This is a genomic window from Flavobacterium sp. (genome assembly GCF_043780635.1).
Classification (GTDB): domain Bacteria; phylum Bacteroidota; class Bacteroidia; order Flavobacteriales; family Flavobacteriaceae; genus Flavobacterium.
In genome coordinates, this window is record NZ_JAYWCK010000061.1 from 1 (window position 1) to 20,458 (window position 20,458).

Sequence of the window (20,458 nt, forward strand, 5' to 3'; positions counted from 1 at the left end):
CTTTTAAAATCCTGATTTAAAATTATTCTTTACATTTGTTAGTTCGAGGTTTAAAAACCTTTTAAGTTTAAAATTAAATTATACTATGCAAAACATTCCTAGTGTTGACTTGCGTGATTTCCTTTCGGGTGAGCCGAAACGTAAACAAAAATTTGTAAATGAAATCGGAAGTGCTTTTGAAGAAATTGGATTCGTAGCCTTAAAAGGGCACTTTTTAGACGACCAATTAGTCGAAGAATTATATGGCGAAATTAGAAACTTTTTCGCTTTGCCATTAGACATTAAACACAGTTATGAGATCCCGGGAATTGGAGGTCAAAGAGGTTACGTTTCCTTTGGAAAAGAGCACGCCAAAGGCAGAAAAGAAGGGGATTTGAAAGAATTTTGGCACTTTGGCCAGTATGTCGAAAAAGACTCTAAACACGCTTCAGAATACCCTGATAATGTTGAAGTAAAAGAATTGCCTCGTTTTAATATTGTGGGGAAAGAAGCATACCAAATGCTCGAAAAAACGGGAGTTTATGTATTGAGAGCTTTGGCTTTGCACCTTGGTTTAGACGAGTTTTATTTTGACGAATATGCAAAAGAAGGAAACTCAATATTACGACCAATTCATTATCCACCCATCACATCTGAACCCGAAAATGCCATTCGTGCTGCAGCTCACGGCGATATCAACCTGATTACACTTTTGATGGGTGCGCAAGGACGTGGTTTGCAAGTTCAAAATCACGATGGAGTTTGGATTGATGCCATTGCTCAGCCTGACGAATTAGTGATTAATGTGGGTGATATGTTATCCCGTCACACCAACAATAAATTAAAATCCACCATTCATCAAGTAGTAAATCCTCCGAGAGAATTATGGGGAACTTCTCGATATTCTATTCCATTTTTCATGCATCCGGTGAGTGAAATGAAATTAGATTGTCTGGAAAATTGTATTGATGCAGAAAACCCAAAGAAATTTGAAGATATCACCGCTGGAGATTATTTATATGAAAGATTGGTAGATTTGGGATTAATCAAAAAATAAAAATGGAACGCTGATGAAACGGATTCGCAAAGGCGAAAACGTGGATAAAAATTGATTACTAATTATTATTTAAACTTAATTTTATAAATACGTTTTTATCTGCGTTTATACGAAGTAAAACTGTGTCATCAGCGAACAAATCATAAAAAAATGGACTTACAAGAACAATTAAAAAATCTATTTCCTGACCATATCGAATCGGAACCAGAAGAAGTTCCAGAAGAAGATCACGTACTTTTTATTCAAAAAGAACCGATGATCTGCAAATTCGAAAAGCGAAAAGGAAAAGCCACGACCATAATTGAAGGCTATGAAGGAACAGACGAAGATTTTAAAATTCTAGCCAAAGAAATTAAAACCAAATTAAGCGTTGGAGGAACTTTCAAAGACGATTCCATAATCATTCAAGGCGATTATCGGAATAAAATTATGCAAATACTCAAAGAAAAAGGCTTTAAAGTAAAACGTGTAGGAGGGTAAATAAGTTAGCAGTGTTCAGTCGCAGTTTTCAGTTTAAAATTCAAGAATTGCAAATAATATAGTATAATATTTAAAAATCACTTTGCGCCTTTGTGCCTTTGTGGCTAAAAAAAACAAACAATGATACAATCATCAGAATTGATACTTAATCCAGACGGAAGCGTCTATCATTTGAACTTACATCCAGAAAATATAGCAAACGACATCATCTTTGTAGGTGACCAAAATCGTGTGGAAAAGATTACACAATTTTTTGACAGTATCGAGTTTTCGATGCAAAAAAGAGAATTCAAAACCAAAACCGGCCTTTTCAAAGGCAAAAGAATAACGGTAATGTCAACCGGAATTGGTCCTGACAATATCGACATCGTAATGAACGAATTAGATGCTTTGGTCAATATCGATTTAAAAACCAGAACACCAAAAGAAAACCTGACTTCTTTAAATATCATCAGAATTGGAACTTCGGGTTCATTGCAAGATTATATTCCAGTAGATAGTTTTGTGATGGCTAAATTTGGTTTGGGATTAGACAATATGCTCCGCTCCTATTTGATTGATGAAATTTCGAATCCAAAAATGGAAGACGCATTCATCAAACACACCAACTGGGATTTAAGAAAAGGCCGACCTTATATCATTCCTTGTTCTGAAAAACTGGAAAAACGTATGGAAAGCAATCGAATTCATAAAGGTATAACAGGAACAGCTGGTGGATTTTATGGTCCACAAGGTCGTGTTCTGCGTTTAAAAATTCAGGATGAAAATTTAAATACCAAAATGGATAATTTCAATTTCGAAGGGAATCGAATCACAAATCTCGAAATGGAAACTGGCGCTATTTACGGACTTGGAAAACTTCTAGGGCATAATTGTTTATCACTAAATGCCATCATTGCCAATCGTGCCAACGGAACTTTTAGTGAAGACCCATACAAAGCTGTCGATGAATTAATTGTTTATGCTTTGGGAAAATTATCCGAATAACCTATGAATTTAATCCTGGAAACCGACAGACTCATCCTTCGTGAACTTAGACTTTCTGATGCAGATGCTTTTTTTGCAATGGACAACAATCCCAATGTTCATAGTTATTTATGGAATAAACCAGTTCAAAAAATGGAAGAAACCATCGAAATTATTGAGTTTGTCAGAAAACAATATGTTGATAATGGAATTGGTAGATTTGCAATGATTTTGAAAGAAACCAATGAATTTGTTGGATGGGCCGGAATAAAATACAATACCGAAGTTGTAAACAATAAAATAAATTTTTATGATATTGGATATCGATTAGATGAAAAATTATGGGGAAAAGGATTCGCAAGCGAAGCCACATTTGCTTGGCTAAAATATGCTTTTGAAACAATGAATATTAAAACTATGGAGGCCGCAGCTCATATTGATAATATCGCTTCCAATAGAATTCTTCAAAAAATTGGAATGCAAATGACCGAACAATATCTAGAAGATGGAGTTTCTTGGAATTGGTATCAACTTGAAAATAATTTGTGAAAGTATTTCTCTTTTACCAATCTATTTCGGTCCTTCCTTTCGATTTTAAATAGATATTGGTTTGGCTAAAATGTTTGTTTCCAAACCATTTCCCTTGATTGGCACTCATAGGTGAAGGATGTCCCGATTCTAAAACGAGATGTTTGGTTCGGTCAATTTTGGAACCTTTCTTTTTAGCAAAACTTCCCCAAAGCAGGAAAACAACATTGTCTTTTTCATCCGAAATTTTCTGGATAACTGCATCGGTAAAAGCATCCCATTTCAAGTGTTTATGGCTGTTTGGATTATCTATTCGAACCGAAAGTGAAGCGTTCAGAAGTAAGACCCCTTGTTTTGCCCAATGTTCTAAATTACCGGAATTTGGAAAAAAAATTGAACCTAAATCATCATTCAACTCTCTGAAAATATTGCGCAAGGAAGGTGGGATTCGAATGCTATCATTTACCGAGAAGCATAATCCATTGGCTTCATTGATGCCATGATACGGGTCTTGACCAATAATAACCACTTTCAAATCCTCGAAAGAACAATAATCAAAAGCCGCAAATAGTAACTCCTTTGGAGGGAAACAAGTATGGTTTTTATATTCTTCATCCACAGCTTTCATCAAATCCTTGAAATACGGTTTCTGGATTTCATCTGATAAAATAGTTTGCCAAGAAGGATTTAGTTTGGGTTGCATACAATTATTTTGGTGTAAAGTACGCAAAGTTTTTCGCAAAATACACTAATAATTAGTGGTATTAACTTTGTAACTTTGCAGTTATGCAATTTAAGAATTAAATGATATCCATTACAGAAAAAACACTTCAAGACTTACAATTTCCTACTGTTCTCGAAACGCTTTCGGCGATTTGCAACACTGATATTGGCAAACAAAAAGCACTCGAAATCATACCTTTCAAAGACAAGGAAACTTTAATGGAAGCTTTGATGCAAACATCTGAATATGTTTCTTCTTTCCAAAACAATAACGCTATTCCCAATCACGGATTTGATGCCATTACTTATGAAATAAAGTTTTTAGCAATAGAAGACAGTTTTCTGGAAGTGGGTGGTTTCAGAAAAATTGCAACCATATCAGAAACCACGAATTTTATGTTGAATTATTTCAAAAAATTCGATGACTATTACCCAAATCTAAACGCCAAAGCATCCGGAGTACAAATAACCAAGGAAATAAGCAGCCTTGTTGATGCTGTGGTTGATAAATATGGTGAAATAAAAGACAATGCATCTCCGGATTTGTTAAATACGCGTCGGGAAATGAATTCCGTTCGTGGCAAAGTAAACCAAAGTTTTGGGGTGGCTTTAACCCAATACAATTCCCTTGGTTATTTGGACGATATTAAGGAAAGTTTTGTGCAAAATCGTAGGGTTTTGGCGGTTTTGGCAATGTATCGTCGAAAGGTGAAAGGTTCGATTTTGGGTAGTTCAAAAACAGGAAGTATCGCTTACATTGAACCCGAAACTACTTTAAAATACTCTCGTGAATTGAGTAATTTAGAATACGAGGAAAAAGAGGAAATCACCCGAATTCTTAAGCAATTATCCAACCAAATTCGTCCATTTTTGCCTTTGCTTATTCAATACCAAGATTTCTTAAGCGATATTGACGTTATTGCCGCTAAAGCGAAATATGCCAACAGAATCAATGGAATTTTGCCCACTATTACAGAAGATCGTCGATTGTATTTCAGAGATGCCTTCCACCCTATTTTGTATTTAAACAACAAACAGAAAAACGCAATTACTCATCCACAAACCTTTGAATTAAATCAGGAAAAAAGGATTATTGTCATTTCTGGACCCAATGCTGGAGGAAAAACAATCTCGCTAAAAACTGTTGGATTGCTCCAATTAATGTTGCAATCCGGAATGCTAATTCCCGTTCACGAACGTAGCGAAACCTTTTTATTCGACAGAATTTTAACAGATATTGGTGACAATCAATCGATTGAAAATCATTTGAGTACCTATAGTTATCGACTCAAGAATATGAACTACTTCCTGAAGAAATGCAACAGGAAAACAATGTTCTTAATTGATGAGTTTGGTACCGGTTCCGATCCTGAATTAGGAGGTGCTTTGGCAGAAATTTTCTTAGAAGAATTTTACCATCGTGAAGCTTTCGGAATAATTACGACACATTATTCAAACCTGAAAATTTTGGCAAACGAATTGCCTTTTGCCCTAAATGCCAATATGTTGTTTGACGAAAAAACTTTGGAACCTTTGTATAAATTGGTTTTAGGTCAAGCTGGAAGCTCATTTACATTTGAAGTGGCCTTGAAAAACGGAATTCCTTTCAGTTTAATCAATCGAGCGAAAAAGAAAATCGAAGTTGGAAAAGTGCGTTTCGACAAAACTATCGCTACACTTCAAAAAGAGCGTTCGAAAATGGAAAAAACCTCGCAAACACTCAAGGAAGAAGAAACAAAAGCGCGTGAGGAAGGCAAGAAAATGGAAACCATCAACGTAAAAATCAAGCAAAAACTGGAAAGCTATCAGGAATTGTATGACAGCAACCAGAAAACGATTTACATTGGACAAAAAATTGAGTCTATTGCCGAGAACTATTTCAACAATAAAAACAAAAAAGACCTTATTGGCGAGTTTTTGAAAATCATCGAAATCGAAAACTCCAAACGAAAGAAAGCCACACCCAAAGAATCCAAGGCAATTGTAGAAAAGAAAAAGGAAGTTATTAAAGAAATTGAAGTCAAGGTAGAGGAAATAAGGGTTGCAAAAAAAGAAAAGAAACTAAAACCCATTATCGAAAAACCAAAAGCTATTCTAAAAGTGGGTGATCGGGTTCGAATGTTTGATGGAAAAGCGGTGGGAAGTATTGATAATATTGAAAAAAATAAAGCAACAGTTAATTACGGAATGTTTACTTCTAAAGTCAGTTTAGACCTATTGGAGTTAGTTGAAGCCGGAAAAAAATAAAAATATGTTAAACCTCCCTCCCAACAAAAAAATAATCCTCTTTGACGGCGTTTGCAATTTATGTGATTCAGCGGTTCAGTTCGTAATCAAATATGATAAAAAAGATGTGTTTAGATTTGTGGCTTTACAATCGGAATTGGGACAACAAATTTTGAAACACATTGGCATAAACGCAGCAAACATTGACAGTATAATTCTTTACGAACCTGGAATTGCTTACTATTACAAATCACAGGCAGCAATTGAAATTGCGAAAAGTCTAGGTAGATTTTTTCATTTTGGAACAATTTTTAAAATTATCCCAACCGGAATCAGCAACCAGCTTTATGATTTTATTGCCAAAAATCGCTACAAATGGTATGGCAAAAAAGAAAATTGTATGATTCCAACAAAGCAATTAGAAGCTAAATTTTTAGAATAAAATTCTCAATTATGATAAATATTAAAAAAAGGAACTCGAGGTTCCCTTTTTTTAATATTAAAATTAATTTTTATTAGAACTCTACAAATAGCGCTCTTGAATAATTCTTAAATGATGATTTTGATGTCCTGAAATCACAAAACCTATTGCACGAACAGAAATTGTCTGATTAGAGGCTGTTCCCAAATATAGAAGCTGTTCGGTGGAAAAATTTTTAAATAAGCATAAAGTTGCATTTCTAACAAATTTAAACTCTTCCAATAAACTTTCTGAAGTTCGATTATTAGCTCCAGCGCTAGGAACATAATCGTTTTCTTCAAACCCAGCCAAAGCAGTTTTATCACCACGCCCTATTCTCAAAGCACGATACCCAAAAATACGTTCGGCATCAATAAGATGAAGCAAAATATCTTTTATTGTCCATTTATTTTCCGCATACCGATATTCCAATTTTTCGAGTGGAATTGCTGAAATAAAAGAAACCATTTGGCTCAATCCATTTTCCAATCCTTCGATTAAACTGACATCTTCTGTTGCATTAATATAAGTAGCATTGAAAGAAGAATATTCTTGTTTTGATAATTCGTCTGGTTGCATATATTCAATTTTAAGCCGAGTTTCTACTGGCGTTCGTATTTCCAAAAAGAGAACGGGTTACGATTTTTTCGTATGTTTTTATCAAATCTAAATTTGGGTTTTCTTCTTTGTTTAATTCACTGATTTTCAAAAGAGCGTATTGTTGTATTGTCAACAATGGCAATACAATACGTTCTCTTATATCAATTGAAGCTTTTCCGTCAGGATAGTTTTCCATTAATTCTTTATGACCTGCAATTTTTAATAACAATCGTTTTGTTTCTAAAAATTCATCATAAATAATTTGCCAAAAAGAACCAAATTCAGGATCCTTTTTCATGTAAGCAGTCAAAGGGAAAAATGATTTTGCCAATGACATCATACTGTTTTCTAACAGCGTTCTAAAGAACAATGAGTTATTGTATAAATTTTGAACTTTATCCCATTGATCATTATCCTCAAAGTGTTTTAATGCAGAACCTACTCCAAAAAATCCAGGAACGTTTTGCTTTAACTGGCTCCAAGATCCAACAAACGGTATGGCTCTTAAATCTGCAAAATCTAAAGTTGCAGATTTACTTCTTTTAGACGGACGACTTCCTATGTTGGTTTTGGCATAATATTTCAAAGTACTCATTTGTTCCAAATATGGAATAAATTTTGGGTGGTTCTTAAAATTCAAATATTTTTGATAGCCTAATTCAGCCAATTGATCTAAAATACCTTTTTCTTTTTCAGACAATTCATTTTTGACCTTATTAAAAACCTGATTTGTAGCTCCTGCACTTAATAAATTTTCCAAATTATAGCGACAAGAATCTAAAGTTCCAAAATTGGAGCTAATTGTTTGACCTTGTACGGTAACCTGAATCTCATTATTTTCGATTTTTGGACCTAAAGATGCATAAAATTTATGTGTTTTTCCTCCGCCACGTGCTGGTGGACCACCTCGCCCATCAAAGAAAATAGCTTTAATTCCGTATTTTCTTGACATTGCTGTCAATTCTTCTTTAGCTTTATAAATACTCCAATTCGCCATCAAATAACCACCATCTTTCGTTCCGTCAGAGAAGCCAAGCATTATAGTTTGTTTGTTGTTTCTATTCGTTAAATGTTCTGCATAAGCAGGGTTAGTATACAGCTTTTCCATTATTAAGTGGGCACTTTGTAAATCATCAACTGATTCGAAAAGTGGAATTATATCAACCGAAAGGTTCTCCCAATTATTTAATTTAAAAAGCGCAAATGTTTCCATCACATTTAATGCACTTTCATTATTACTGATAATGTATCGGTTTGCACCAAATTCTCCGTTATTTTTCTGAATATATTTTATGGTTTGTATAGACTCAATAGTCGATTTTGTTATTTCATTTTCAAAAACATTCGAATCAAGATTACCTTTTAAATTAGACAGTATTTCAATTTTTTTATTTTCCGATAACTCAAAATAATCATTAGGAAAAACATTAGAATTTGACTTTAAATAAAAATCTACAACATCTTTAAAAACAGCGTCATGTATTTTACTGTTTTGACGAATATCCAAAGACGCAAAATGGAAACCAAATAAATTTACTTTTATAAGAAGCGCTTCTACTTCATCTAAATACAAGGATTGATTTCTCTCAATGAGGATTGTTTTAATTTTATTTAATTGTGACTTAAACTCGTCTAAAGTGATATAAATTTCTCCTTGTGAATAGTAAACAGACCGGTACAATTTATTTTCAAGTTCAGCTACTAATACATCTACTTCGAAGAATGTTAATTTTCTTTTCAAATTTCGCATTTCAAGATAGTAACATTTTAATATTGAATTTCTCAATCGATCTGCTACTTTAAGTGTAATTTCGGTGGTTACGAAAGGGTTTCCATCACGATCTCCACCAGGCCAAAATCCCAATTTTATTAATTGATTTTGAATTGAACTCCCACGAAAAATATTTTTCTGAAGGTAATGTACTATTTCACCAGAAGTTTCATAAAACACATTCTCAAGATACCATATCAAACTAACTGCTTCATCAAAAGGATTCGGTTTTTCGTTTTGTATGAATGGGGTTTTTCCTAATTGAGCCAACAATTGCTTAATATCCAATAAATTATTTTTTCGAATGGCATCCGTCAAATCATTAATAATTCCAAGAACCGGTCCAGGATAAAACTGTGTTGGGTGGGCTGTTAAAACTGTTCGTACATTAAAGTTTTCCAGGAATTCTATCAACTCCGCCTCTCTATCTTTAGCACCTGCTTTTTCTTTAATATCTCGCAATGAGCCTCTACCTTCCATATTATTTACAATCGGAAAGGCAGCATCTTCAATGGCATCAAAAAGAACAATTTGGCGTTCAATATATTGAATAAAACGAAACATTAAATCTATTTTATCTGTTTCGGAAGCTCCCTGCATGTATTTTTGGGTAAAAAAATTGACAATTTCTTTAGGAGTTTCTTGTTTTTTGAACCCACTTTCGCATCCATCAGTAAATAAAGGAAGTAAAACTCCTGTATTATCTATGGAATCAAAGGGTAATGTAATAAATACGCTATTGTACATATGATATTTAGAAAGAACTTCTTCGTTGAATCTTTCAATTTTTGGATGCGTATACATAATTGGTCAAATTAGTTATAGTTGGTAATATTTAATCAAAAAAATAACCTCAAGAATTCACTTGAGGTTATATTATAAAATAGATTTCAAATGAATTATATATCTTTAAAAATAGTATGCATTAAACGCTTTTTATCATTTATGCTTTCTTCTAATGAGATCATCGTTTCGGTTCTGTAAACACCTTCGATATCATCTATCATAAAAATTACATCTTTTGCATGCTTAGTATCTTTTGCTCTGATTTTACAAAAAATATTGAATTTCCCTGTAGTTACAGAAGCAACTGTCACAAAAGGAATTTCGTTAATTCGTTGTAAAACAAATTTAGTTTGTGATGTATTATTAAGAAAAACACCAACATAAGCAATAAAAGAATACCCTAATTTATCATAATCAAGCACTAAAGAAGAACCCATAATAATTCCAGCATCTTCCATCTTCTTGACTCTTACATGAACCGTTCCTGCAGAAATCAATAATTTCTTTGCAATATCTGTAAAAGGAATTCTAGTGTTGTCTATCAACATGTCCAAAATCTGGTGGTCTACTTCATCTAAACGAAACTTGCTCATAATTCAATAAATTTATGTTACTATTTACAATTACAAAGCTTTAAATAGTAATTAAACCATTAACAAACTTGACATTATTGTCTAAATAAAAGTCTGCTTTTTGATTTAATTTAGGAAAATTACCATATTCATCGTGATAAAGAGCTCCTTTAGCATCATATTCAAAATGTCCAAAATAATTATCCAAATCATTTATATGAACAATATAGGCATTAAAACAAATCTCACCTTCTATTAGTTCTTCTTTGTATTGAGCAGCAAAATTCGTGATTATTTCAATACCATCATAATTTATTTTGATATTTTTATACATAAAATCATAAAAAACTACTTTATTTTGAGAAATACTCAAATAATTATCAAATTTATTGTTAACTATATCGTTTTCGCTTAGTATATTGAAACTTGAAACTAAAGCAATGAAAACATATTTTCGAGTTTCCTCTCTAACATAATCATTAGGAAAATGTCCAGCTTCAAACAAAACCGTTGGAACTCCTAACGACTGAAAAGTATCTCCAATGCAATTAATATTAAAAGAATCATCAAAACGACCAACCTGACCTGGAATGTATTGCTGCAATACATGATTTACACCTGCAATAAGGTTGATTGCTTTTAATCTAGATTCATTTATATCTCGTGCTTCATTATAAGATGGCGCTAAAAAAGACAAGGTTGCTGGCTTACCGGTGCTTCCTACTCCAAAAATAGTGCGTTGATCGTGAAGATTATAGCAAAAATCAGGTTCAAATTTCTCGAAAGTTTCTCTTAAAATCTCACTTTCCGGTTGTGAAAGGTTTTGAGAATCACGATTTAAGTCCACTTTATTAGCATTTTCGCGAGTATATAATTTTGCTCCATCAGGATTTAACATAGGGATGCAACAAAAAGTAAATGTAGTAAGCAGTTTTTTTGCTAATTCTGAATCCCCATTTAAGACATTTATAAAATCAAAAAGTGCTTTTGTCGTTGTACTTTCATTTCCATGCATTTGAGACCAAAGCAGAATTTTTATTTTTCCAGTTCCAATTTGGCACTTATATATTGGATTTTCAAGAACTGACTTTCCAATAATTTGCACCTGATTATTGGTGTTATATTTTTTTAATAAAGGTAGAATTGAGTCTAAAGTTATATAACGACCTTCAATAGATTGTTCTTTATATTGACTGAATAATTGTTCTAAATCCATAGGTATATTTTTATTTTACAAAAGTAAACATCTTTATATTTACATTTGTAAACTGATAAAAATCAAAATTATATAAATTTGTAAACAGTATTTTAACTTGGCTTGTACTCTATTTCGTATGCATTGTTAACATTTGTATTCATAATAATTTTTTATAATTACATCTTTATTTATCAGTTAATTAAGATGTATTACTTTATGTTTTAATAAAGTATAATTATTAATTTTTAAATGATTTACATCTGTAATTTTGGCTTTTTCATTGTGTTTAGTTACATTTGTAAATCTGATGTCATAAAACATAATTTACAATGGTAAACACGGAAGATTTTATAAAAAGATTAGAAATTATACTAGACTATTACGGTCTAAATGCTTCTTCATTTGCAGATAAAATAGGTGTACAACGATCAAGTTTGTCTCACCTTCTTTCTGGTAGAAACAAACCAAGCTTGGATTTTATTCTTAAAATTTTAGATGTTTTTCCCGATGTAGATTTATATTGGATTTTAAATGGGAAGGGAACTTTTCCGAAATCGGAATTAAATAGTGAACCCAATATTGTTTCCCCTACTCCAATTTTTACAACTCCAATCGCAGCAACTAAAATTGAGACGCCACCCGATTTGTTTTCAGAGAAAATTTCAAATTCAAAAAATCGGACAGAAGAAAATTTATTAAATACGTTTGCTAATACACCAATCTCATCCAATCCAAAAAAAGGAGGCGAAATTGACAGAATCGTAATTTTTTATAAAAACGGAACTTTTACTACTTATTCACCTGAATGATGATTATTTAAAAGTATAAGTGTTTTCAGGAATTTTTCCAATAACCCCTTTAAAATTGTTGAGCAAAATTTTTAAATCGGCTTCATAATTTGAAGTAGGATAAAATGGTTTGCCAAAGCGCACTGTTTTTTTGCCAAAATCAAATGCTACCGGAATTATGGGAACATTTGCTTTCAATGCAATATAATAAAATCCTGATTTTAGTTCATTTACTTTTTTTCTAGTTCCTTCAGGAGAGATGGCCAGTCTGAACTCATCATGTTTTTCAAATATTTTTGCAATGGCATCTACTTTGTTCAAACTTCCAATCCTGTCTATTGGTGCGCCTCCCATCCAACTGAAATAAAAGCTAAAAGGGAAACGAAATAATTCTTTTTTGGCAATAAAATTCATTTCAATATCTACAATTCCTCTGGTAAACATTCCCAGAAAAAAATCATGCCAACTCGTGTGAGGCAAAACCATAAGCACACATTTCTTGATGCTTTCATCAATGGTGCCTTCAATCCTCCAACCCATTAGTTTAAAGAATATAAATTTGTAAATGCTTTTTTTCATTTGGAACCTATTTTTCGCAAAATTAGCATTAATCCCGTATTTTTGATAAAAATAATTTCTAATGTTTAAAAAACTATTCAGTTACCTTCTTCCAATCACTATTTTCAAGCAAAAATCCAATATCAGCCAGACCTTAGAAGTCACCTGGACAGACGGAAAATTGGTTTTGGACAGTAAGAATACCAATTATTCATATGGAAGTTTACAACGCATTTTAAGAAAAGGATTGAAAATAATTGGTTTCGAAAGAATAGAAACTATGAAATCTATTCTCGTTTTGGGTGTTGCTGGTGGTAGTGTTATCAGAACTCTCGTTGACGAAATTCATTTTAAAGGAAAAATTACCGGTGTTGACATTGACCAAGCGGTAATTGAAATTGCCAATGCTTATTTTAAACTCAACAAAATTCCAAATCTGGAAATCATAATCGATGATGCCTCTGAGTTTGTCCAAAAAACTAAAAATAAATTTGATCTGATTATAATTGACATTTTTCAGGATACCAAAATGCCAGATTTTTTGTTTGAAACTTATTTTTTAAACCGGATTTGCTTTTTATTAAATCCCAAAGGTTTTGTGCTTTTTAATACCATGATATTAAATGCCAAGCAGAAACAGCTACATCTAGATTATGTGAAAAATTTTGACCCCAATAAGTATAAAGTTACAAAATTCAACAAATTAGAAGAAACCAATGAGTTGATTCTTGTTGAAAGTAAATTATAAAGTACCTCTTTTCTATAATGTAAAGCAATTATTTCGTAAATTAGAGGTCGCATACCAATGCTATAATTATGAAATCAATTCTAAAAAAACTTTTGTTAGGAAATGTTTCAAGGATTCCAAAACCCGAATATAATCCTGTTGAAAAACGCATTAAGAACATTAAAGCAATTTGGAATAATGACCATCAGGATGACAATGGAATAGAAAAAATAGTTCGGTTGTTTCTTTCCTCCACGCAATTACTTTTCCCTGGAGTTTATATTAAATATTTAGCCACTTTGAAAGGATATGAATATCGAGATTTAGCTTTGGATTTCTATGTTTTGCTTAAAGTCGCCTTCCCTTTATTGATTTTAATTTATCATTGGCAAAGTTATCATTTTGTGATTTGTATAATGGTTTATGTATTGCTGGAGACTGTTTTATACATTCCAACGTTGATTTTTGCTTCAGATTTATTTTCAAAACCACGCTCTTATAAAAGATCCATGCTTTTGCTATTCCTTAATTATATCGAAATTATATTTGCTTTTGGTGTCTTATATTCTTGTGGCAATTATTTAAACAAACCGCTTGCTAATTGGTTTGATGCTATTTATTTTAGTATTATTACCTCATCTTCTATTGGGTATGGTGATTATCATCCTGTGACCACTATTGGAAAATTATTGGTAAGTGCGCAAGCCATATTATTTCTGTTTTTTGTAGTGCTGTTTTTGAATTTTTTCTCTACCAAAATCAAAGCCAAAGGCTATTTTGATCTTGATAACAATTCTTGATTACACCATTCTTCTCGCCTTTTCCAAATCTTCCGGTGTGTCAATGCCAATGCTTTTATCTGCAGTTTCAACCATTTTGATGCGTTTTCCAAATTCTAAATAACGCAATTGTTCAAGTTTTTCGGAAGCTTCCAAGGACTTCATTGGCAAATTGTAGAAATCCAAAAGAGCTTGTTTTCTAAAAGCATAAATCCCGATGTGCTGCATATAGCGAACGCCGACGTTTTTCTCTCTTGGATAGGGAATCACGGAACGCGAAAAGTACAAGGCAAAACCATTTTGGTCTACCACTACTTTCACATTATTGGGATTGTTGATTTCGTCTTCCTCGGTGATTTCAAACATTAGGGAAGCCAAATCCACTTTTTTGTCGGTGTCATTTTTATAAACTGCAATCAGTTTTTCTAAAGCTACAGTATTGATAAAAGGTTCGTCGCCTTGCACATTTACCACGATATCCACATCGATATTTTCGACCGCTTCAGCAATTCTATCGCTTCCTGATTCGTGTTCCTTGATGCTCATTATGGCTTTGCCTCCACTAGAAACTATTTCTTTAAAAATCAAATCCGAATCCGTAACCACAAAAACATCATCAAAAAGATGGGATTGTTGCGCCGCTTCGTAGGTTCTTAAAATCACGGTTTTTCCTCCCAAATCCTGCATCAGTTTGGCTGGAAATCTAGTTGAGGCATAACGTGCTGGGATGACTGCTATTATTTTCATTTTAATAATTTAATGTGCTAAACTAATATGTTTTATTTTTCTATTTTAACTTTTAAGTAATTAATAAATGCAGAACAAGAAACTAACATAAACTTTGCGTCTTCCATCGTCACAATAATATCATCTTCTAATAATGAATGTCTAATTCCACCAGCACCACTAGTATATCCATACAATGCAGTAAAACCACTTCTCAAAGCGCCGTGAATTTTGTATTTTTCTTCAATTATTTTTAATGCTGGGGCTAGTGTTGTATTATCATTTCCAACTATTATTTTGCATAAAGATTCAACAGCTGAAATAGATTCCTTAACAGAATTTCTATGATCTGGGTTTTCTCGATTAGAAAAATATTCTATTGCAGTTTTTAAATGAATGTTAACTGACTCCCATTTAGATGAATTAAAAAGTGCCTCTTCTATTTCGACTATTTCTTCCTCAGAAGTAATTTGTACAATATACCCATCTACTAACCGATAAGCAGACATTTCTTTTTTTAGAGATTTGTTACAATTTAAATCAAATTCTATCCTTAAATAATTAATATCCATTTTAGAAAGAAATTCTAAAAAATCATATTTTTCAAACCAATGACATTTAAAAAACCAATCTTTTATGTATCCGACAAATTCTCTAGCAGATATATCTCTTTGTTGAATTTTAGGAATTTCATCTGCTCTGTTTCCGAAAAATTCTTGCCATATAGACTGAAATACATATCCTATATCAGAATCTTTTTCAACACTATGATAAAAATTAACGCCAATTACATCAAAAAAATTGATTTGGATAGTATTCCAAAGTCTATTTTCTAATTTTTCATCTATTGATTCTATTTGTATGGAATCTCTAACTGAAGTCATACCTATTTTTTGTGAAAATCTCATTCTTTATATGTCTATTTTTTCGTAAACTAAATTCTAAAATTATTATCCAAATATACCATTTTCCCACAAAACCAATCTACATAATTTTTACCGAAGTCATACTCAAGGAACCCGCCACTAATTTGTCATTGAACAAACTCAGTTCTTCGGTTTTGTCTTTTAATCCCAAGGTATAAATCAAGGGCAAATAATGGTCTGGCGTAGGAATCGCCATTTGCAATGCCTTGCCCTGTTTTTCGTAATCCATAAGCGGTTGGAAATTGCCGTCCAATAAATACTTGTTGATGGTTTCCCTGGCTTCAATCGCCCAATCGTAACCGTAATTGTCTTTGTCAAAATTAGCGAAATCAGCTAATCGCAAATTATGCAAAATATTACCGCTGCCAATTATCAGAATTCCTTTTTGGCGTAAATCACTCAATTTTTTTGCCAAGTCAAAATGATATTGCGGAGATTTGGTATAATCAATACTCAACTGAATTACGGGAACATTGGCTTCAGGATACAAATGTTTGACCACACTCCAAGTTCCGTGATCCAAACCCCAATGTTCGTCCAATTCTACTTCAATTGGTTTCACTAATTCTTTAGTTTCTATAGCTAATTCAGGGCTTCCTTTCGCCGGATATTGCACCTCGAACAAGGCTTGCGGAAAACCTCCAAAATCGTGAATCGTTCTGGGCATTTCCATTGCGGTAACCTTCGTTCCATTGGTAAACCAATGCGCAGAAATACACAAAATCGCATTGGGTTTTGGCAATGTTTTAGCCAGGTTTCGAAAACCAGTCACGAACTGGTTTTCCTCGATAGCGTTCATCGGGCTTCCGTGGCCCAGAAACAATACCGGCATTTTTTCGGTGTTAGAAAAAGTACTAGAAATTTTATGTAAATCGTTTAGAGTGTTCATGCAGAATAGAATTTATAATTTATTATCTGTTCGCTCTATCAAATCCCAAAGGTTGCCATAGATATCCGCAAAAACAGCTATTTTTCCATACGCTTCGATTATTGGTTTTCTAATAATTTCAACTTGATTATCCAATAAATTTTGATAATCTCTTTCAAAGTTATCCGTATTTAAAAATAGAAAAACACGACCACCAGTTTGATTTCCTACTCTGTCTAACTGTTCTTTATTTACCGCTTTTGCTAATAACAAACTAAATCCCTGAGAACCTTTTGGCGCAACCAAAACCCATCGCTTTGTATCATCTAAAATTGTATCCTCAATTAAATCAAAATGCAATTTTTGAGTATAAAAAGCAATGGCTTCATCATAATCAGCAACAACTAACGCTATATGAGCTATTCTCTGTTTCATTATTTATAACATTTATTTCACGAAATTCTCATCCTTAAAACCTATCAAATATCACTTTTTGGTGTTCGAAAAACTGTCTGAAATTTTATCTAAATTATTCAGCGAGTTCATAATCCTTTATTTTATACTAATTCTTTCCTCTTTTCTTCAAGTTCTTTCCTTGTATGCTAGCTCGCTTATGGAAAAGTGAAGTAATACGATTTATAGCTCCTCTTTAGGGGTACCACAACCTAGGCTTTGACTTGGTTTTGGGTGGGAGTTGCCCCTCCCTATATATTTGATTGAAATTTACTCCACAAAACTCTCGTCCTTAAAACCTATCAAATATAATTTATTTTTTGCTCTCGTCATAGCCGTATACAACCAACGAATGTAATCCCTGTTGATTCCGTCAGGCAAATACGGCTGTTCTATAAAAACGGTATTCCACTGCCCTCCTTGCGATTTATGACAGGTTATCGCATACGAAAACTTGACTTGTAAACCATTGAAATACTCATTGGCTTTCACTTTTTGGAATTTTTGAAACTTGGTTTCCCCTTCGTAATCTTTCAAGACTTCCTGATACAATCTATTCGATTCTTCATAAGTTAAGGACGGCGATTCACTTTTAATGGTGTCCAATAACAAAACCGTTTCAAAGGGAATCTGATTGGGATAATCGACCATTCGTATTTTTACTTTGGCAAAATTGAAGCCATATAGTTCTTTGATATTGAAGATTTCCAACACTTCGATGATGTCGCCATTGGCAATAAATCCGGCTTCATCGGAATCTTTCAACCAAAAATAATTATTCTTCACGACCATCAAAAAATCTCCGGTTGACAATTCGTTTTCCTTGTCTAAAATCTTCGAGCGAATTTGCTCATTGTATTGATTGGCCCTTTTATTCGACCGAACAATAAAAGCCGTGTCTTCGATACTGTAATTGCTGTAAGCCGAATTGATGGCGTCCTGAATATCATACCCATCAGTCAAACGGACAATATCCTTGAATTTCTTGAGATCAAATTTGAATTCATCTATGAAAGAATCCTTCAGCAATTCCCTAAGTTCGGTGGCATTATACAAAATTCCTGAGTTTTCTTCCTGACGCATAACTTCATCCAATTCGATGTGTTCGATTTCTTTATTGTAATTCATTCCTAAAGTTTGAATGTCCAACGCGGGACTAATATCCAAATTTACTGGCGGCAATTGGGCAGTATCTCCAAGTAAAATCATCTTGCAATTGGTTCCCGAATACACATAGGAAATCAAATCATCTAGCAAAGAACCGTTTTCATACATTTTAGAATCGGAATTGGTATCCGAAATCATCGAGGCTTCATCGACGATAAAAATCGTGTTCTTATGTTTGTTTTGTTGTAAAGTAAAGGAAACACCACCGCCTGAGGATTTCTTAGGAAAGTAGATTTTCTTATGAATTGTAAAAGCGGGCTTGTTCGAATAATTGGCAATTACTTTGGCCGCACGACCTGTTGGAGCGAGCAAAACATATTTTTTATTGATGTCAAGTAAATTATTGACGATAGTCGAAATCACCGTCGTTTTTCCCGTTCCTGCATATCCTTTTAATACAAAAATAGTATTGTTATCATTGTCGGTTAAAAAAATAGCAATTTTCTGAAAAAATATATCTTGTTTATAAGTTGGCATAAACGGGAATTTTTTCTGTAAAAGGCTATAAAACAAGGAGGAATTCATTCGAGGATGGTTAATATAAATGAACTTCAAATATAAGGATGAAATTTGAAGCAAAGACATAAAATAGTATTAGAATAAAAAAAAATTGTAAGTTTGCAACTATGTCGATTAACACTACCATTACCGATAAAAAATACAAAAAACTCTCGCTTCAAGTTTCCTTGACCGGGCTTTCTTTTTGTGTTTTTGATACTTTGAATAACAAGATACTTTCTGTGAAGGAAGTTCATTTTGACAGCTTTCATAAAGCCACAAAAATCGAAGTATTGTTTGCCGATGCTTTCAATGACAATCCGGAATTAAAGGATTCTTATGATGAGATATTGGTGATTCACAACAATAATCTTTCAACATTTGTTCCCGAACCACTTTTTGACGAGAACTTCTTAGGCAGTTATCTACAATACAATACAAAGGTTTTTGATACCGATTTTTTTGCTTTCGACGAAATTCAAAATTACCAGATGAATGCGGTTTACATTCCGTATGTGAATATCAATAATTTTTTTATTGACCAATTTGGTTCTTTCGATTACAAACACGCCAATAGCATTTTGGTTGCAAAGCTTTTGGATGCATCCAAAAATAATGACGATAAAAAAATGATCGTAAATTTCAATCCCGGTCATTTTGAATTGATTGTTGTCCAAAACCAAAAATTACATTTATTCAATTCTTTCGATTATCAAACGCCGGAAGATTTTCTTTACTATTTGCTTTTCACGGCCGAACAATTAAATATGAATCCCGAAAATTTCAAATTGGAGCTGTTGGGAACCATTACCGAGGAAGATGATTTTTACCAATTGGCATATAAATATATTCGAAATGTATCCTTATTTGATGTTTCAAATTTGCAAAAAAACAATACTTTTTCAACTGCCCAGAACCAGAAACATTTTATTTTATTCCAATCGTGAGAATCATTTCAGGTAAATATAAAGGAAGACGCATTTTTCCGCCCAAAGGACTTCCCGTTCGCCCCACAACCGATATGAGTAAAGAAGCATTATTTAATGTTTTGAACAATCATTTTAGTTTTGAAGGTCTTAAAGTTTTGGATTTATTTGCAGGCACCGGAAATATCAGTTTTGAATTTGCCTCCCGAGGCAGTACACCAATCACTTCAGTTGATGCGGATTTTGGCTGCGTGAAATTCATCAAGCAAGTCGCAACTGAATATGACTTTAACATTGCCGCCACCAAAAGCGATGTATTTCAGTTTTTGGAAAGAAACAAAGCCTCTTACGATATTATTTTTGCGGATCCTCCTTATGCTTTAGACCAGAAAACTTTCGATAAAATTGTGTTGCTGGTTTTCGAAAAAAACACGCTACAAGAAGACGGAATGATGATTATTGAACATTCTAAGTACACGAAACTCGACCATTTGATTCATTTTTCATTCAAGAAAAGTTATGGCGGTTCTATTTTTAGTTTCTTCGAAATTGGTAAATCTAATGAAGAGGAAATTAATGATGAAGATTTGTTTTCTGATTCAGAGGAGGAATAGATATTTCATTTCTCACAAAAAAAATAGATTTGTCATTTCGACAAAGGAGAAATCGCATTAGTTGCTCTCGTTATGTGATTTC

At 33.0% G+C, this 20,458-nt stretch carries 22 protein-coding genes; 11 read left to right on the forward strand and 11 right to left on the reverse strand.

Annotated elements, in window-relative coordinates; genetic code table 11:
• Positions 1 to 85 precede the first annotated feature (85 nt).
• The 4 genes from ACH2BV_RS05475 to ACH2BV_RS05490 all read left to right on the forward strand — a co-directional run bounded on the left by ACH2BV_RS05475 (position 86) and on the right by ACH2BV_RS05490 (position 3,031).
• Positions 86 to 1,036, forward strand: coding sequence for an isopenicillin N synthase family dioxygenase (locus ACH2BV_RS05475; RefSeq protein WP_395049719.1), 951 nt, complete (start codon positions 86 to 88; stop codon positions 1,034 to 1,036).
• A gap of 150 nt (positions 1,037 to 1,186) precedes the next feature.
• Positions 1,187 to 1,516, forward strand: a complete 330-nt coding sequence (locus tag ACH2BV_RS05480; protein ID WP_395049720.1) for a translation initiation factor — start codon at positions 1,187 to 1,189, stop codon at positions 1,514 to 1,516.
• A 120-nt stretch (positions 1,517 to 1,636) separates the two neighbouring features.
• On the forward strand, positions 1,637 to 2,503 hold the full coding sequence (locus ACH2BV_RS05485) for a nucleoside phosphorylase (protein WP_395049721.1): 867 nt from the start codon (positions 1,637 to 1,639) through the stop codon (positions 2,501 to 2,503).
• Positions 2,504 to 2,506: 3 nt separating this feature from the next.
• On the forward strand, positions 2,507 to 3,031 hold the full coding sequence (locus ACH2BV_RS05490) for a GNAT family N-acetyltransferase (protein WP_395049722.1): 525 nt from the start codon (positions 2,507 to 2,509) through the stop codon (positions 3,029 to 3,031).
• 13 nt (positions 3,032 to 3,044) lie between these two features.
• Here ACH2BV_RS05490 and ung read toward each other — a convergent pair whose 3' ends face one another.
• The gene (gene ung / locus ACH2BV_RS05495; RefSeq protein WP_395049723.1) at positions 3,045 to 3,713 is read right to left on the reverse strand and encodes a uracil-DNA glycosylase; all 669 of its coding nucleotides are present in this window, start codon (positions 3,711 to 3,713) and stop codon (positions 3,045 to 3,047) included.
• A 101-nt stretch (positions 3,714 to 3,814) separates the two neighbouring features.
• Between ung and ACH2BV_RS05500 the strand changes: the two genes are divergently transcribed.
• Together ACH2BV_RS05500 and ACH2BV_RS05505 are read left to right on the forward strand one after the other, a co-directional pair.
• Positions 3,815 to 5,980 carry a DNA mismatch repair protein MutS gene (locus ACH2BV_RS05500; protein ID WP_395049724.1) on the forward strand — a complete coding sequence of 722 codons (2,166 nt, stop codon included), beginning with the start codon at positions 3,815 to 3,817 and terminating at the stop codon, positions 5,978 to 5,980.
• 4 nt (positions 5,981 to 5,984) lie between these two features.
• Positions 5,985 to 6,401 (forward strand): thiol-disulfide oxidoreductase DCC family protein, encoded by a 417-nt coding sequence (locus tag ACH2BV_RS05505; protein WP_395049725.1) that lies wholly within the window; start codon positions 5,985 to 5,987, stop codon positions 6,399 to 6,401.
• An 81-nt stretch (positions 6,402 to 6,482) separates the two neighbouring features.
• Here the strand turns inward: ACH2BV_RS05505 and ACH2BV_RS05510 are convergent, their stop codons facing one another.
• From ACH2BV_RS05510 to ACH2BV_RS05525, 4 genes are all read right to left on the reverse strand, one after another.
• Positions 6,483 to 6,998, reverse strand: a complete 516-nt coding sequence (locus ACH2BV_RS05510) for a DinB family protein (RefSeq protein ID WP_395049726.1) — start codon at positions 6,996 to 6,998, stop codon at positions 6,483 to 6,485.
• 10 nt (positions 6,999 to 7,008) lie between these two features.
• Entirely contained in the window at positions 7,009 to 9,594 is a 2,586-nt protein-coding gene (locus ACH2BV_RS05515) for a phosphoenolpyruvate carboxylase (RefSeq protein ID WP_395049727.1), read from the reverse strand.
• 95 nt (positions 9,595 to 9,689) lie between these two features.
• The gene (locus ACH2BV_RS05520; protein WP_194312516.1) at positions 9,690 to 10,169 is read right to left on the reverse strand and encodes an Lrp/AsnC family transcriptional regulator; all 480 of its coding nucleotides are present in this window, start codon (positions 10,167 to 10,169) and stop codon (positions 9,690 to 9,692) included.
• 40 nt (positions 10,170 to 10,209) lie between these two features.
• A complete protein-coding gene (locus tag ACH2BV_RS05525; protein ID WP_395049728.1) occupies positions 10,210 to 11,364 on the reverse strand; it encodes a M14 metallopeptidase family protein in 1,155 nt (384 codons plus the stop codon).
• Positions 11,365 to 11,675: 311 nt separating this feature from the next.
• Between ACH2BV_RS05525 and ACH2BV_RS05530 the strand changes: the two genes are divergently transcribed.
• Complete coding sequence (locus ACH2BV_RS05530; protein WP_395049729.1) at positions 11,676 to 12,155, forward strand: helix-turn-helix domain-containing protein; 480 nt, start codon at positions 11,676 to 11,678, stop codon at positions 12,153 to 12,155.
• A gap of 3 nt (positions 12,156 to 12,158) precedes the next feature.
• On the opposite strand, the gene ACH2BV_RS05535 is transcribed toward ACH2BV_RS05530, so the two are convergent.
• The gene (locus tag ACH2BV_RS05535) at positions 12,159 to 12,713 is read right to left on the reverse strand and encodes a 1-acyl-sn-glycerol-3-phosphate acyltransferase (protein ID WP_395049730.1); all 555 of its coding nucleotides are present in this window, start codon (positions 12,711 to 12,713) and stop codon (positions 12,159 to 12,161) included.
• Between the two features lie 61 nt (positions 12,714 to 12,774).
• Between ACH2BV_RS05535 and ACH2BV_RS05540 the strand changes: the two genes are divergently transcribed.
• Positions 12,775 to 13,440, forward strand: coding sequence for a spermidine synthase (locus ACH2BV_RS05540; RefSeq protein ID WP_395049731.1), 666 nt, complete (start codon positions 12,775 to 12,777; stop codon positions 13,438 to 13,440).
• A gap of 68 nt (positions 13,441 to 13,508) precedes the next feature.
• The gene (locus ACH2BV_RS05545) at positions 13,509 to 14,219 is read left to right on the forward strand and encodes a potassium channel family protein (RefSeq protein WP_395049732.1); all 711 of its coding nucleotides are present in this window, start codon (positions 13,509 to 13,511) and stop codon (positions 14,217 to 14,219) included.
• Here ACH2BV_RS05545 and kdsB read toward each other — a convergent pair whose 3' ends face one another.
• The 5 genes from kdsB to ACH2BV_RS05570 form a co-directional block, all read right to left on the reverse strand.
• Positions 14,220 to 14,945, reverse strand: a complete 726-nt coding sequence (gene kdsB, locus ACH2BV_RS05550) for a 3-deoxy-manno-octulosonate cytidylyltransferase (protein ID WP_395049733.1) — start codon at positions 14,943 to 14,945, stop codon at positions 14,220 to 14,222.
• A gap of 32 nt (positions 14,946 to 14,977) precedes the next feature.
• Positions 14,978 to 15,832 (reverse strand): AbiJ-NTD4 domain-containing protein, encoded by an 855-nt coding sequence (locus ACH2BV_RS05555; protein WP_395049734.1) that lies wholly within the window; start codon positions 15,830 to 15,832, stop codon positions 14,978 to 14,980.
• Positions 15,833 to 15,908: 76 nt separating this feature from the next.
• The gene (gene ygiD / locus ACH2BV_RS05560) at positions 15,909 to 16,739 is read right to left on the reverse strand and encodes a 4,5-DOPA dioxygenase extradiol (RefSeq protein ID WP_395049735.1); all 831 of its coding nucleotides are present in this window, start codon (positions 16,737 to 16,739) and stop codon (positions 15,909 to 15,911) included.
• Between the two features lie 12 nt (positions 16,740 to 16,751).
• Positions 16,752 to 17,153, reverse strand: a complete 402-nt coding sequence (locus ACH2BV_RS05565; RefSeq protein ID WP_395049736.1) for a VOC family protein — start codon at positions 17,151 to 17,153, stop codon at positions 16,752 to 16,754.
• 288 nt (positions 17,154 to 17,441) lie between these two features.
• Positions 17,442 to 18,863, reverse strand: a complete 1,422-nt coding sequence (locus tag ACH2BV_RS05570; protein ID WP_395049737.1) for an ATP-dependent RecD-like DNA helicase — start codon at positions 18,861 to 18,863, stop codon at positions 17,442 to 17,444.
• 101 nt (positions 18,864 to 18,964) lie between these two features.
• On the opposite strand from ACH2BV_RS05570, the gene ACH2BV_RS05575 reads away from it, so the two are divergent.
• Positions 18,965 to 19,783: a DUF3822 family protein gene (locus tag ACH2BV_RS05575; RefSeq protein ID WP_395049738.1), complete on the forward strand. Its 819-nt coding sequence runs from the start codon at positions 18,965 to 18,967 to the stop codon at positions 19,781 to 19,783.
• Positions 19,780 to 20,376 (forward strand): RsmD family RNA methyltransferase, encoded by a 597-nt coding sequence (locus tag ACH2BV_RS05580; RefSeq protein ID WP_395049739.1) that lies wholly within the window; start codon positions 19,780 to 19,782, stop codon positions 20,374 to 20,376. The genes ACH2BV_RS05575 and ACH2BV_RS05580 overlap by 4 nt, the downstream gene beginning before the upstream one ends.
• Positions 20,377 to 20,458 lie beyond the last annotated feature (82 nt).

Bases quoted from the DNA above. Each gene is read 5' to 3' on its own strand.
- ACH2BV_RS05525 (WP_395049728.1), bottom strand. From the start codon at position 11,364: ATGGATTTAGAACAATTATTCAGTCAATATAAAGAACAATCTATTGAA.
- ACH2BV_RS05475 (WP_395049719.1), top strand. From the start codon at position 86: ATGCAAAACATTCCTAGTGTTGACTTGCGTGATTTCCTTTCGGGTGAG.
- kdsB (WP_395049733.1), bottom strand. From the start codon at position 14,945: ATGAAAATAATAGCAGTCATCCCAGCACGTTATGCCTCAACTAGATTT.
- ACH2BV_RS05490 (WP_395049722.1), top strand. From the start codon at position 2,507: ATGAATTTAATCCTGGAAACCGACAGACTCATCCTTCGTGAACTTAGA.
- ACH2BV_RS05570 (WP_395049737.1), bottom strand. From the start codon at position 18,863: ATGAATTCCTCCTTGTTTTATAGCCTTTTACAGAAAAAATTCCCGTTT.
- ACH2BV_RS05510 (WP_395049726.1), bottom strand. From the start codon at position 6,998: ATGCAACCAGACGAATTATCAAAACAAGAATATTCTTCTTTCAATGCT.
- ACH2BV_RS05540 (WP_395049731.1), top strand. From the start codon at position 12,775: ATGTTTAAAAAACTATTCAGTTACCTTCTTCCAATCACTATTTTCAAG.
- ACH2BV_RS05500 (WP_395049724.1), top strand. From the start codon at position 3,815: ATGATATCCATTACAGAAAAAACACTTCAAGACTTACAATTTCCTACT.
- ACH2BV_RS05505 (WP_395049725.1), top strand. From the start codon at position 5,985: ATGTTAAACCTCCCTCCCAACAAAAAAATAATCCTCTTTGACGGCGTT.
- ACH2BV_RS05480 (WP_395049720.1), top strand. From the start codon at position 1,187: ATGGACTTACAAGAACAATTAAAAAATCTATTTCCTGACCATATCGAA.
- ACH2BV_RS05485 (WP_395049721.1), top strand. From the start codon at position 1,637: ATGATACAATCATCAGAATTGATACTTAATCCAGACGGAAGCGTCTAT.
- ACH2BV_RS05535 (WP_395049730.1), bottom strand. From the start codon at position 12,713: ATGAAAAAAAGCATTTACAAATTTATATTCTTTAAACTAATGGGTTGG.
- ACH2BV_RS05575 (WP_395049738.1), top strand. From the start codon at position 18,965: ATGTCGATTAACACTACCATTACCGATAAAAAATACAAAAAACTCTCG.
- ygiD (WP_395049735.1), bottom strand. From the start codon at position 16,739: ATGAACACTCTAAACGATTTACATAAAATTTCTAGTACTTTTTCTAAC.
- ACH2BV_RS05530 (WP_395049729.1), top strand. From the start codon at position 11,676: ATGGTAAACACGGAAGATTTTATAAAAAGATTAGAAATTATACTAGAC.
- ACH2BV_RS05520 (WP_194312516.1), bottom strand. From the start codon at position 10,169: ATGAGCAAGTTTCGTTTAGATGAAGTAGACCACCAGATTTTGGACATG.
- ung (WP_395049723.1), bottom strand. From the start codon at position 3,713: ATGCAACCCAAACTAAATCCTTCTTGGCAAACTATTTTATCAGATGAA.
- ACH2BV_RS05555 (WP_395049734.1), bottom strand. From the start codon at position 15,832: ATGAGATTTTCACAAAAAATAGGTATGACTTCAGTTAGAGATTCCATA.
- ACH2BV_RS05565 (WP_395049736.1), bottom strand. From the start codon at position 17,153: ATGAAACAGAGAATAGCTCATATAGCGTTAGTTGTTGCTGATTATGAT.
- ACH2BV_RS05515 (WP_395049727.1), bottom strand. From the start codon at position 9,594: ATGTATACGCATCCAAAAATTGAAAGATTCAACGAAGAAGTTCTTTCT.
- ACH2BV_RS05545 (WP_395049732.1), top strand. From the start codon at position 13,509: ATGAAATCAATTCTAAAAAAACTTTTGTTAGGAAATGTTTCAAGGATT.